The following is an 11,104-nucleotide window of genomic DNA, read 5'->3' on the forward strand; positions in this document are numbered from 1 at the left end:
CGCCAGCGGCGCGCCGATTACGGTGCGCCGCTGCACTTTAACTATTCATGTAAAGCACCCTTGACTGTAAAGCACGCTTGTCAGTAAAGTGTGGTTTACATCAATAGGGATAGGGGACAACGATGGATTCAAAAGCAGTTGGCCAGAGCAAATGGGGCCGTTCGCGCTTCGGTGGCGGGTCGGGCGCCCTGATTGCCGTCAGCCTCAGCGCAGGGGCAGTGCTTTCAGCCGGTGCAGGTGTGCTCTTCGCCCGGCTGAACGCCCCGGAGCATTTCGTCTTGGCAGCGTTGCTCATGGCCGCCGGCTTGCTGCCGGTGCTTTCTACAGCTTGCTGGGCGTTGCTGCTGGATCGCGACACCCTGCGCGGTGCCACAAGGAACCCCGAGATATCGGTGGAGAGCCAGTGGTATGACCGAGCTGCCATCGGAGTGTTCCAGGATTTGCTGTTAGTTTGCGGCCTCGGTGGTGCAGTGTTTTCGTTCATTCAGATCCAAGCATCACTTGGCCTCGTTCTGGCTGGTGTCGTGCTGCTGGCGTTGCTTGACTTCGGAATCCGCTATTTCATCATTAAGCGGGCAGAAAGCTAGTGGAGAACAATCTCAGTGCATACCGCAGGGAACGCGGGTTCTCCCAGCAAGCATTGGCCGACCTGCTGGGCGTCTCCCGGCAGACCGTCATCTCGCTTGAAAAAGGCCGCTACGACCCGTCCCTGCCGCTGGCATTCAAGCTCTCGGCGGTCTTCGGCTGCAAGATCGAAGACCTCTTCATTCCGGGCGAAGACTAGGCGTTGCCCAGCAGCGGGTGCACCGCCAGGGTGAGAATCGCGCCGCAGGCAACGCAGGCAATCGGGGTCAGCACCCAGTGCAGCAGCACCTTGGTGACATTGCGCCACACCACCGATTCGAAAGACTGGTTATTGCCGGCACCGACGATGCCGCTGGTTACCGCCTGCGTGGTGGACAGCGGCAGGTGCAAGACGAGCGAGCCGAGGAACAGCATTGCCGCGGCTACGCCCTGGGCGATCATGCCGCGCAGCGGATCGAAGTTCACCAGCCGGCGGCCGAGCGTATAGGTGATGCGCCATCCGCCCAGGAGCACGCCAAGCCCCAGTGCCGAGGCCGCGGCCAGCTGGATAGCCCATGTCACGGGCCCCGGGTCCATTGCATGACCGGTGATCAGCACCAGTGCGATCATCGCGCCGGTGCGCTGGCCATCTTGCAGCCCCAGTCCCAGAGCCACGGCGCAGGCGGTGATGGCCTGGCCTGCGCGCGAGCCGTTGTTGACCGAACGCGAGGAGTTGTGGCGCATCAGCCAGGTCGCCGGAATCACCAGCGCATAGGACAACAGGTAGGCGATGACCGGGGTGATCAGCATGGGCAGCAGCACCGAGCCGAGCAGCAGACCCCAGGCCCCGGACATCGACAGGTCGCCCATGAAAGCCGAGGCGCCGCTGGCGCCCACCAAGCCGGAGAACAGCGCATGGGTGGAACTGACCGGCAGGCCGCGCCACCAGCAATACAGGCCCCACGCGCCGGCGGTCAGCAGGCCGCAGATCAGCAGCTTCAATCCGACGACGCCATCGGGGAGATTGAAGTTCAGCTTGTCCACCAGCGCCACGCTCAGCCCCGAGGTCGCCAAGGTGCCGAGGAAGGCGAATACCGCCGCCACAGAGACCGCAATGGCCGGGCGCAGCGCCCTAGTGCGGACGGAGGCCGCAACGGCCGTAGAGGAATCCCTGAAGCCGTTGAGCACGCCATAGCCCAGGGTCAGGACGATCGCGAATCCGGTGAGGACCGAAAGGATGGTCATTTCCCCTAGGACTCCTTCACCAGCACGCGACCCAGGTGGTCGGCGAACTGGCGCAGGGTGTTGGCGGTAAGCATCAGGTGGTCGGCCACGCGCTGGTGGCGGTGGATGGTCCCTGGCTTGGCGAACTTCGCGATCTCATTGACCCACACCAGGTGGGTTCGGGCCGCGCGCTTGGAGAACTGCAGCATCTGCAGCCAGTTGTCTTCCAGGTCATCGAGGTTATGCAGGCGCTGGACCGAATCGGAGGCCAGCTCGGCCAGCTGCGAAATGAGTTCAAGCTGCTCCGAGGAACGCTCGGAAAGCGGGGTAGAGCCAACGGTCATGATCAGTTCGCCGGTGCCGCGCAGCTGTTCCATGGTTTCGTGCAGCAAGCGCGAAAGCGTGTACATGTCTTCGCGGGGAAGCGGGCTGATATAGCTGGTTCGCAGGTGGGTGAGCACCGCGTGCACCAGATCGGAGGCCTCGGCTTCCGCGGAGGCCAGATCCCGCAGCTGGTCCGCACGGGTATCGGGTGAGCCGATCATCTCGGCGACATTGGCAACGGAGGTGCGAATGGTCGTCGTCAACCCGCACAGCAACTCGATGCCGCGCGAGGCGGAGGGAAAGATCTGGAACTTCACTTTACGGCGCACCATTCGATTCGACGGCTATTGGTACCAACGCAGAACAGTTTACGACGTGGAAGTTAACACCGGGTATTTGAAGGTGCCGGACCGGGAACGCCTCTCGGCGGAAGGCCGCTCGAAGCGGCAGAATTTTGGAGCCCGGGGTTACCAGCGGCCCGGCACCGTTACCTAGTGTTCTCGCCCTACCGGTGTGCTGTCAACCGCAGGGCGGCGCTCGTGCGTTTTCTCACGCTAGCGGCGCACGCTCTTCTCCGCTCCGCTCAGGCAGAGCAGCGCGCAGCAGAACCAGATCGCTCCCGCCGGCCCCAAACCCGCGGCGACCGTACTCGAGATGATCGGCAAAGCTACTTGTCCGACCCGGTTTCCCATGAGCCGCACGGCCAATGCGGCACCGCGGTCCACCGCCGGTACCGAGGTGGAAATCATAGTCATGGTCATCGGCTGGCCCAGGCCCAGGAAGAAGCCGCCGACCAGCAACGCGGCCCCGGAGGCCCACAGCGAATCGATGAAGATCGGGGCCAGCGCGATGGCTATGCCCGAAATGTACAAACTGGTGACTAGCAGGTGGTTGCGTTCGAAGTGGGCCGAGAGCTTGGGGATGAACAGCCGGGAAACTACCGAAGCGAAACCTCGAATGGCCAAAAGCACACCAACATCTTCGGGTGTGACGCCATGTTTCTCCGCCACCAGCGGCAAGAAGGCCGTGAGGATGTCCAGCATGGCCAGCAAGGTCATCGAGGCGAACATGTGCGAAGCCATGCCCTTGATGCGCAAGACCGAGGGAATGGAGGCTTCGGACTTCGCCGGGCGGGTTTGCGGCGCCGTCTTGGAAATCCTCGGCTGCCAGCTCGGAAGCAAGAAGGGGACAGCTAGCAGTGAGCACCCGGCCGCAATCCACAGCGACAGGCTGATGCCGGCGATGCGCTCAGGGGAGGCGGCATCGGTACCGGAGCCGAGCACCACTCCGCCAATCAGCGGCCCGATGAATTGCCCAGCCGCGTAGGCGGCCGTGAACCAGCCAAAGCCCTTGTCCAGATCGCTGTCGGGGAAGAACCGGGCGATGGAAGATTGCCCGCCAATGGTAAACATCAGATGCCCGAGCCCGAGCACGGCACTGGCCAGCGCCACGGTCAAGGCATTCGGGGAGAAATTGATGCCGATGCCGCCCGCGGCCAGCAAGGCCACGCCGGCAACCATCAGGAACCGGATCCTGCGGATCCGCGAACTGGCCCGGCCCAGCATCATTGCGGTGAACAGCGGGAGGATGGCATAGGCGGCGGTCACCACGCCGACGGTGAACTCGCCGGAGCCAAAAGAGATGAGCTTATAGGTGGTCACCGGACGAATGAGGTTCAGCGCCGTTTGGGAAAGCAACGCCGTTGCGATCAGGATCAGCAACCAGCGTACGAGCCCTGAAGAGTTGGTCCTCGATGCGGCGCCCACACCCACCTGCCTAAAATTGAGGGGCAACTTCCTCAACCCATCCTAAGGGCGCGGGATCATGTTTCAGTCCAATGCGTCCTGGCGCCAAAGCCGGGCGCAGGCTTCCAGATCCACGGCGGTGCCCATCAGGGCCTTGGCCTGCTGGGTCAGCTTGGTTCCCCGATCGCTGCTGGAAAAATCCGCGGCATCGGCATGCTCGGTCATGCCCAGCGCCAGTACCCGGCAATAGGCGGCGGTGCGTTCCAAGGCGTGGGCGAAGTCGCCGTCGAAGGCGCCGGAGAGAATCGACCCGGTCATCTTCTTCATCTCCTCGGCGGTCGGCGGCTCGGCCACTCCGGCGACGATGCGTTCGACCTGGGCACGATGGGCTCCAGCCTGGAAGCGTGCAGAATGCACCTCGGGCTTGCTCATTGTTGCCGCGCGAACCGCATACAAGCGCCACAGGGCACCTGGCAGGGAGCGGGCCGGAGCCTCGCTCCACAGCTGCGCGAGCACCTCCAGCCCTTCTTCTTCGGCCACCGCAATCAGCCGGCGTGAAACTTCGGGGTCGTTGTTGGCAATGCCGCGCTGCACGAAAGCCTGGGCGGACAGATGGGCTGCCTCGGATACGCGCGCCGGATCAGCGCCTCCCTCGTAGGGCTCGAAATCTGCCGGGGCGAAGGGGCGTGGTTTGTGATGGCGGAATCCCGCATCCTGGGCAACTTTTGATCCTGCACGTGCACCTCTCATGCGCTCCAGAATACTCGCTGATCCTGAGTTCTGCGCCAACAAGTGATTTAGCTTGCAAACCCCAAGATCCAGCGGAAATTACGGGCTGCCGAATTGCGGAATACGCCGATTAATACTCATGCCGGTCCATCAGGTAGTATGGATTTTGGCCTTGTGCCGTGCGCCTTTAGCTCAGCTGGTAGAGCACTGGACTTTTAATCCATTGGTCGCGGGTTCGATCCCCGCAGGGCGCACAAAATGAAACCGGACCCGGCTTGCTAACGCAAGCCGGGTCCGGTTTTTCGATTTATTGTCCGGCATGGAACCAGCGGACTGCCCTCGTGCTAGACGTAGGGCTGAAGGAACTTGACCATGCGTTCCATCACCAACGCGCGAGCTTCTGGATCATGCGAGCGAAGCGAGCTGTCGGTGAACAGGTGCTGCTTGCCAGGGTAGGTGAAGAGCTGGGCGATATCGCCGCCCTCTGCTTCAACGAAGCGCTGAGCTGCCTCCAGGTCGCCTTCCTTCGCGAAGAACGGGTCCTGGTCCATGCCATGGATCTGCACCGGGACATTTTCCGGCCACGGCCCGAAGCTCCAGTCGGCGTCCAGATCCACGAAGGATTCGAGCAGGATCGCGGCGATGGCGCCGGGACGTTGCTGCGCGCACTGCTGGGCCAGGGCCGCGCCCCAGGAAGTGCCGATGTAGACCAGCTCTTCGGGCAGTTTGCCAAATAGCTTGTCGACGCGTTCCTGGATCTTGTCCGCGGTCAGCTTGCCTGCCATGCGCATCCCGGCATCGAAATCCTTGGGCAGCTTGCCGGCGTACAGATCCAGTGCGTGCACGGTGTGGCCAGCGGCGCGCAATTCTGCGGCCATCTCCTGCACCCCGGGGGTCAGGCCCTGGACGTGATGGAAAAGAACAATCGTAGCCATGGGTGCTCCTAGCGGTTTCTAGCGTTCGTCGACCAGGTTCTCGATGCGCTGCGGCAAGTGCTCAATGGCCATGTCCCAGCCGGGCATCTGGCTATTGATCTCCACGCTGTACCCCTCGACCAGCATGAATTCTGCGCAGGTGAGGATTTCCTGGCCGGAACCGGTTTCATAGATGAAGGCACGTTTGATGTCCTGCCAGAGCAGGGTTGCGGACTGGTCGATCACGAGGCCGCTCTTGACGACTTCGACGGTGCGCTGGGGGTAGGACATACTCAACTTGCTTTCGGGGTCCTTGGCGGTGTGCTTTGAACAAGTCTAAACCGGCAGCACACCGCCGTGGGGTTATCAAACTGGATTCGGGTAGGACTTCGCCAAGGTTCCCTGCGCATCCAGCTCCAGCAAATAGTCCAGATCCAGCTGCGACAGGAAATGCTGATCGTGGCTGACTACCAGCAACGCACCCTTATAGGCGCCCAGTGCTTCACTGAGCTGGCGCACGCTGTCCATATCCAGATTATTCGTCGGCTCATCGAGGATGAGCAGCTGCGCAGTTGGTTCTGCCAGCAGCAGCGTCGCCAGATAGACCCGGAAACGCTCGCCGCCGGAAAGCACCGCCAATGGCCGGTCGGCGCTGTCACCGCGCAGCAGCAACCGGGCAAGCATCTTGCGCACGTCGTTCGCGGTTGCTTCTGGCGCCACCGATGTCACGTTCTGCATGGCGCTCAGTTCCCCATCCAGGCCGTCCAGGCGCTGGGGCAGATACCCAACCCGGTCCAGGAAGAGCTGTCCGCCCAGTCCGGGGCCGGGATCTTCGCCGGCGAGCATCTGCTGGATCAGCCGGGTCTTCCCGGAACCGTTGGGGCCGACAAGGCCCACGCGTTCGGCTCCCTGGATGATGAACTGGTGATCTTCTGCACCTAGCGCCGCGACCTGCTTGCCCGAGGGCAACTGGGGATCGGGCAGCTCGATGCTGATGTGCTCGGCCTGCCGAACCCGCCGATCGGCATCGTCGAGCCTGGCCTGGGCCGAATCGACCTTGCCATCCAGGTTTGAACGCATCTTCCCGGCGTTCGCCTCGGATTTCTGGCGAAGGTGGTTGGCAAGGATCTTCGGCATGCCTCCGGAAAGCTGGGTGGCCCGACCCTTGCGCTTGGCCCGCGCCAACTTCGTTTCGGCTTCTGTCCGTTGGCGCTTTTCCACTTTCAGGGAGGCCTGGGCAGTTCTGGCTGCCTGCTCGGCCGCCTGCTGCTCGGTTTCAAGCTGCTCGCGGTATGAGCTGTAGGGCCCTCCGAAAACGCTGAGCTTCCCGTCGTAGAGCTCCACCGTATGCTCCATGAGCTCGAGCAGCTCGATATCGTGGCTGACCACGACCAGCGTGCCCTTCCAGGCGCGTACAAGGTCGTAGAGCAGTTCACGGGTGGGGCGATCGAGGTTATTCGTCGGCTCGTCGAGCAACGTGATGGGTGAATCGGCGATGCGCAAGCCGATCACTGCCAGCAGCATTGCTTCCCCGCCCGATAGCGTGGCTACCTTGCGGCCCAGATCCAGCCCGTCGAAGCCCAGCGGCGCCAGTTCAGCTCGAACCCGGGCTTCCACATCCCAGTTCGCGCCCACCGCATCGAAATCCGCTGGGTCGACACTGCCGGACTCGATAGCTTCCAAGGCCGCCAGGACCCGATGAACCCCCAGCAGCTGGGCGACGGTTGCGTCCTGTTCCAAAGCCAGCGTTTGCGGAAGGTAGCTCAGCGGCGCGCTCGTTTCTGCCGTTCCGCTGGTTGGGTGCAGCTGCCCGGCGATCAGCTTGAGCAGCGTCGATTTGCCGCTCCCGTTGGCGCCGATCAACCCGGTCCGTCCGGATGGAAACGTACCGTCCAGATTGGCCAGGGCGCGTTCTCCCGAGGGCCAGGCGAAGCTGAGGTTATTCAGGGTAATTGGTGGTGTCAAAGACATGCAGGTTCCTCCCGCAATTGCGAAGGGGCTGCCGGCTTGGGGGATCGCAGAATTGGCTCAACCCCGCAGGGGAGCCGGAAAGTAAAAGGATACCGAAGCCGGTAGCCGAAATGAACAAGATGCACCGGTCGGAATCGGTGCGGGGTCATTGGCTGGCTCAGTAGGTATCCATGCCAACGAGTGTAGCAGGGAGGAATTCAGGTGTTAACCCCTCAGTACAAGAAGACCGGGAGCCATTCCCGGTTGTGCGCGTGGACCAGCGCGAGGAACAGGACAAGGTCGAAGATCAGGTGCACGCTAACTACGTAGGACAGGGACTTCGTCAGCTTGAAGGTATACCCCTGCAGCAGGGCGAAGGGGAAGGTCAGTAATGGCCCCCAGGATTGGTAGCCGATCTCCCACAGGAATGACGAGAAGATCACCGCTTGCAGGATGTTGGCCTGCCAGTCCGGGAAGTGCTGGCGCAGCAATGAGAATGCCGTGCAGATGAAGAACAGCTCGTCCCAGATGCCCACCGAATTAACTCCGAGGAAGAGCCGCCAGAAGATGGCTGGGTCCGAGGCGTCCGGCCAGTTCTGGTAGACACCGGTGCTGATCAGGTACACCGGGAGGATGAAGAAGCCCAGGGCCGCCACCCCCAGCAAGTACAGCTTCGCCGCCAGCGGCCACTTGCGGCCGGTATTCACCGGGAACTTGATGATCTGCTCGCGCAAGGCGAAGCGCGAGATCAGCCAGGGTAGCAGGGCTGCGGCGGCCAGCGCTGCGCCCATCAGCGCCATGTGGCCCAGGTCCAGATCGGCGTTGAGCGGAACCAGGCTGATGATCACCAGCCCTGCAGCGATCAATGCCAGATGCCGAGCGAGCCTGCGCTGGATGACCGCTGCGCACAGCAGGCTCAGGGCCAGCAGGCCGTAGCCCACCGGGTCGTTGCCGGCGCCGAAGAGCAGCACTGCGGACCCCGAGAGCAAGGAGGCAGGCAGCAGCTTCCAGCTCATAGCGGAGCGGTGCGATTCGGTAGGGGTCTGGCTCACGGACACCAGCATGCCAGCTGGGCGGGCAGAAAAACACCGTCCGGTTTCGCGGATCAGGCGCTTAAAGGATTTTGGCCCGCATCCACCAGTGGATGCGGGCCAAAAGAGAACTCTGGAGAAGTGCTACTTCCAGGCGCGGTGCACGGCGACGATGCCACCGGTCAGGTTGCGGTATTCCACGTTCTTCCAGCCAACGTTGACGAACTTGGCACCCAGTTCGTCCTGGTCTGGCCAAGCTGCAATGGATTCAGCCAAGTAGGCGTAAGCGGTCGGGTTAGGGGAAACCAGATAGCCCAGCGCAGGAATGGCGCGCGGCAGGAACTGCTTGTAGGCCGTCTTGATCGGGGCGACGGTCGGAGTGGAGAACTCGGCGACGACGATCCGTCCGCCGGGCTTGGCCACGCGGCGCATTTCGGACAGGGCCTTCTCGGTATCCGCGATATTGCGCAGACCGTAGGAGATGGTCACTGCATCGAAGGTGTTGTCTTCGAACGGCAGGTCGGTTCCGTCTCCGTAGACGAAGTTCAGCTGCGGGTAGCGCTTGCGGCCCTCATCGAGCATGCCGTGGGACATGTCGCAAGCGGTGACGTCAGCGCCGGCTTCCGCGAGCGGGACCGAGGAGGTGCCGGTGCCTGCGGCGAGGTCGAGAATGCGCTCGCCGGGCTTTGGCGCGATCGCTTCGGTGGTGATCTTGCGCCAGTAGTTCACGATGCCGCCGGTCATCAAGGTATTGAGCAAGTCGTAGCGAGGAGCCAGCTTGTCAAACATTTCCTGAACCTGTTCGGCCTTCTTGTCCAGGCCTGCGCGCGCATTCTGAGAACTCATGGGTCTAAGTCTTCCATATTTGCGCGCGCCAAGGCGCCGGATGTGGGGCGAATCGCCCTTTAGAGAATCGATTCGAGCCGGGCGTAGCTGGCCTCCATCCCGTCGGTCATTCCGGTGGCGAGCACCATGTCGCGGGTTTGCGCATCTGGGTAGGTGATCAGGATCGTCAGCAGGGTGCCGCCCTGGTTGGATGTCAGCGTTAATTCATTCACCGTGGCCGGGTAATCGGTGCCGATCATTTGCTCCGTGGTCCGCTCGTAGAACTGGGGCAGCGTTTCAAGCACGGTTCCAGTGAAACCGAAACCGGAGCCGTCATCGGCAGATAGCGGTTCCCACCAGTACCGGTAGGTCTCGCCGGCCTCTTGCGCCGTCACGCATTCAGCCAACTGCCATCCGTCGGGGCCGAGCATCCAACGCTTCATGAGCCGCTGGTCATGGTGGGCCTGCCAGACTTGCTCCACTGACCCGCGAACCAAGCGGGTAATGCGCACCTGGGTGTCCGACAGGATCTGTGCGTCGGTGATGAAATTTTCGGCATAATTGCGCAGGTCGATGAGGACTTGCTCGATCTGGCTCATGGCCGAGCGGGTGCCATCGATCATGCCCATGGAGACGACTTGTTCCAGCTCCTCAACGGAATCGAAAACTGCTGTAATCGTCAGTTTTGATCCTTCAGGCGTCGGGTCGAAGGAGAAAACCATGCGGTTGAGGGGCAGGTCGGGGTTCGGAGTGCCGTCGGCGTGCGCAAAGCCGTCGCTGACCTCAAAGAATTTGTGCTCGACGACTTCATTCCAGATCCAGTAACCGTGGAATTCTTCGCCTTCGGGAGAAGTCATGTGGTAGTTCGAGCGGCCACCAGGGGTGGCATCGTGCCGGGTGAAAGTTGCCGGGTATTCCACCGGCCCCCAGAATTTTTCAAGTTGCCGGGCGTCCAGGTAAGCATCCCACAGGCGGGAAACCTTGACCGGAAATTCTGCGTGGACAGTCAGTGAGAGTGCTTCGGAATCTTTGACAACGGATGTGACAGGCATGGGAATGCTCCTTATTTGTCCCCATCGGCGAGGAAATCATCGAGCCGGCTGATGCGTTGGCGCCAGATGTCTTCGAGGGAAGAGAGTAGCTCTTGCGCGTGCCGGATGGTATCCGGCTGCCCGCGAACTATGCGTTCGCGACCACGTGCGATTTTTGTGACCAGACCAGCGGATTCCAATGCCGCGACGTGCTTCTGAACTGCCGCAAAAGACATGTCATAGCTTGCAGCAATTTCCGAAACGCTCACCTCGGCGTTTAGCGTCCGCCGCACGATGTCTCGTCGTGTGGCATCTGCCAAGGCGCGGAAGACCTTGTTTGCCTGTTCTTCGCTCAACTCATATACAACCATTTGGTTGTATGTTACGCCCGGAATGGGCTGGAAGTAAAGAGGTGGATCAAAACTTTTGGAGGTAGTGTACTTATCCCCTATATAATCGACATTGTATAGGTGATATGTCACCTGCGAATTTTAGCCTTGGGATTGCGCGCCGCGGGGCCGCCCCCATGCCACTCGCGAGCAGCCGTTCCCATGTCGGGAACAGGGTGCTGATGCGCATCGTGCGCGGATTTCCGATTTGCCGAACCCGAGGCGGTGGCCGATGCGATCGCATCCCTTGCCTCGGCGAGGCGTCGGGCATGAGCGGAGCGAATTCCCCAGTGCGCCCTGAGGCGACTGCTTGCGCAAAGCCTGGACGGGGCAAGCATCATCCATGGCTCCGGTGATCATGATTCAGCGCTTCTGCAG

At 61.8% G+C, this 11,104-nt stretch carries 14 protein-coding genes and 1 tRNA gene; 4 read left to right on the forward strand and 11 right to left on the reverse strand.

Annotated elements, in window-relative coordinates:
- The first annotated feature begins 122 nt into the window (after window positions 1-122).
- Both ACIOTL_RS17600 and ACIOTL_RS17605 read left to right on the forward strand, forming a co-directional pair.
- Entirely contained in the window at window positions 123-587 is a 465-nt protein-coding gene (locus tag ACIOTL_RS17600; RefSeq protein WP_105658999.1) for a hypothetical protein, read from the forward strand.
- Window positions 587-784 carry a helix-turn-helix transcriptional regulator gene (locus ACIOTL_RS17605; RefSeq protein WP_105658998.1) on the forward strand — a complete coding sequence of 66 codons (198 nt, stop codon included), beginning with the start codon at window positions 587-589 and terminating at the stop codon, window positions 782-784. Before ACIOTL_RS17600 ends, ACIOTL_RS17605 begins: the two co-directional genes overlap by 1 nt.
- On the opposite strand, the gene ACIOTL_RS17610 is transcribed toward ACIOTL_RS17605, so the two are convergent.
- Window positions 781-1,809, reverse strand: a complete 1,029-nt coding sequence (locus tag ACIOTL_RS17610) for an inorganic phosphate transporter (protein WP_105658997.1) — start codon at window positions 1,807-1,809, stop codon at window positions 781-783. The genes ACIOTL_RS17605 and ACIOTL_RS17610 overlap by 4 nt on opposite strands.
- 5 nt (window positions 1,810-1,814) lie before the next feature.
- Entirely contained in the window at window positions 1,815-2,375 is a 561-nt protein-coding gene (locus ACIOTL_RS17615; protein WP_286134712.1) for a hypothetical protein, read from the reverse strand.
- On the opposite strand from ACIOTL_RS17615, the gene ACIOTL_RS17620 reads away from it, so the two are divergent.
- The gene (locus ACIOTL_RS17620) at window positions 2,362-2,607 is read left to right on the forward strand and encodes a hypothetical protein (protein ID WP_181148953.1); all 246 of its coding nucleotides are present in this window, start codon (window positions 2,362-2,364) and stop codon (window positions 2,605-2,607) included. The two genes, ACIOTL_RS17615 and ACIOTL_RS17620, sit on opposite strands and share 14 nt — an antisense overlap.
- 59 nt (window positions 2,608-2,666) lie before the next feature.
- Here the strand turns inward: ACIOTL_RS17620 and ACIOTL_RS17625 are convergent, their stop codons facing one another.
- Window positions 2,667-3,878 (reverse strand): MFS transporter, encoded by a 1,212-nt coding sequence (locus ACIOTL_RS17625; protein ID WP_400344123.1) that lies wholly within the window; start codon window positions 3,876-3,878, stop codon window positions 2,667-2,669.
- Window positions 3,879-3,941: 63 nt separating this feature from the next.
- A complete protein-coding gene (locus ACIOTL_RS17630) occupies window positions 3,942-4,607 on the reverse strand; it encodes a hypothetical protein (RefSeq protein ID WP_105658994.1) in 666 nt (221 codons plus the stop codon).
- A 160-nt stretch (window positions 4,608-4,767) separates the two neighbouring features.
- Between ACIOTL_RS17630 and ACIOTL_RS17635 the strand changes: the two genes are divergently transcribed.
- Window positions 4,768-4,840, forward strand: a tRNA-Lys gene (locus ACIOTL_RS17635).
- A 90-nt stretch (window positions 4,841-4,930) separates the two neighbouring features.
- On the opposite strand, the gene ACIOTL_RS17640 is transcribed toward ACIOTL_RS17635, so the two are convergent.
- The 7 genes from ACIOTL_RS17640 to ACIOTL_RS17670 form a co-directional block, all read right to left on the reverse strand.
- The gene (locus tag ACIOTL_RS17640; protein ID WP_105658993.1) at window positions 4,931-5,521 is read right to left on the reverse strand and encodes a dienelactone hydrolase family protein; all 591 of its coding nucleotides are present in this window, start codon (window positions 5,519-5,521) and stop codon (window positions 4,931-4,933) included.
- A gap of 18 nt (window positions 5,522-5,539) precedes the next feature.
- Window positions 5,540-5,791 (reverse strand): hypothetical protein, encoded by a 252-nt coding sequence (locus ACIOTL_RS17645; RefSeq protein WP_105658992.1) that lies wholly within the window; start codon window positions 5,789-5,791, stop codon window positions 5,540-5,542.
- 75 nt (window positions 5,792-5,866) lie between these two features.
- Entirely contained in the window at window positions 5,867-7,471 is a 1,605-nt protein-coding gene (locus ACIOTL_RS17650; RefSeq protein ID WP_400344126.1) for an ABC-F family ATP-binding cassette domain-containing protein, read from the reverse strand.
- 212 nt (window positions 7,472-7,683) lie between these two features.
- Complete coding sequence (locus ACIOTL_RS17655; protein ID WP_400344153.1) at window positions 7,684-8,466, reverse strand: CPBP family intramembrane glutamic endopeptidase; 783 nt, start codon at window positions 8,464-8,466, stop codon at window positions 7,684-7,686.
- Window positions 8,467-8,625: 159 nt separating this feature from the next.
- Window positions 8,626-9,327 (reverse strand): demethylmenaquinone methyltransferase, encoded by a 702-nt coding sequence (locus ACIOTL_RS17660; protein ID WP_105658990.1) that lies wholly within the window; start codon window positions 9,325-9,327, stop codon window positions 8,626-8,628.
- 59 nt (window positions 9,328-9,386) lie between these two features.
- A complete protein-coding gene (locus ACIOTL_RS17665) occupies window positions 9,387-10,358 on the reverse strand; it encodes an SRPBCC domain-containing protein (RefSeq protein WP_400344131.1) in 972 nt (323 codons plus the stop codon).
- Window positions 10,359-10,369: 11 nt separating this feature from the next.
- Window positions 10,370-10,708, reverse strand: a complete 339-nt coding sequence (locus tag ACIOTL_RS17670; protein ID WP_105658988.1) for a helix-turn-helix transcriptional regulator — start codon at window positions 10,706-10,708, stop codon at window positions 10,370-10,372.
- Window positions 10,709-11,104 lie beyond the last annotated feature (396 nt).

Origin of the sequence: Glutamicibacter sp. NPDC087673 (assembly GCF_044743255.1) — a bacterium.
Taxonomy (GTDB): Bacteria; Actinomycetota; Actinomycetes; order Actinomycetales; family Micrococcaceae; genus Glutamicibacter.

Bases quoted from the DNA above. Each gene is read 5' to 3' on its own strand.
- ACIOTL_RS17600 (WP_105658999.1), top strand. From the start codon at position 123: ATGGATTCAAAAGCAGTTGGCCAGAGCAAATGGGGCCGTTCGCGCTTC.
- ACIOTL_RS17610 (WP_105658997.1), bottom strand. From the start codon at position 1,809: ATGACCATCCTTTCGGTCCTCACCGGATTCGCGATCGTCCTGACCCTG.
- ACIOTL_RS17620 (WP_181148953.1), top strand. From the start codon at position 2,362: ATGGTCGTCGTCAACCCGCACAGCAACTCGATGCCGCGCGAGGCGGAG.
- ACIOTL_RS17630 (WP_105658994.1), bottom strand. From the start codon at position 4,607: ATGAGAGGTGCACGTGCAGGATCAAAAGTTGCCCAGGATGCGGGATTC.
- ACIOTL_RS17640 (WP_105658993.1), bottom strand. From the start codon at position 5,521: ATGGCTACGATTGTTCTTTTCCATCACGTCCAGGGCCTGACCCCCGGG.
- ACIOTL_RS17645 (WP_105658992.1), bottom strand. From the start codon at position 5,791: ATGTCCTACCCCCAGCGCACCGTCGAAGTCGTCAAGAGCGGCCTCGTG.
- ACIOTL_RS17650 (WP_400344126.1), bottom strand. From the start codon at position 7,471: ATGTCTTTGACACCACCAATTACCCTGAATAACCTCAGCTTCGCCTGG.
- ACIOTL_RS17655 (WP_400344153.1), bottom strand. From the start codon at position 8,466: ATGAGCTGGAAGCTGCTGCCTGCCTCCTTGCTCTCGGGGTCCGCAGTG.
- ACIOTL_RS17660 (WP_105658990.1), bottom strand. From the start codon at position 9,327: ATGAGTTCTCAGAATGCGCGCGCAGGCCTGGACAAGAAGGCCGAACAG.
- ACIOTL_RS17665 (WP_400344131.1), bottom strand. From the start codon at position 10,358: ATGCCTGTCACATCCGTTGTCAAAGATTCCGAAGCACTCTCACTGACT.
- ACIOTL_RS17670 (WP_105658988.1), bottom strand. From the start codon at position 10,708: ATGGTTGTATATGAGTTGAGCGAAGAACAGGCAAACAAGGTCTTCCGC.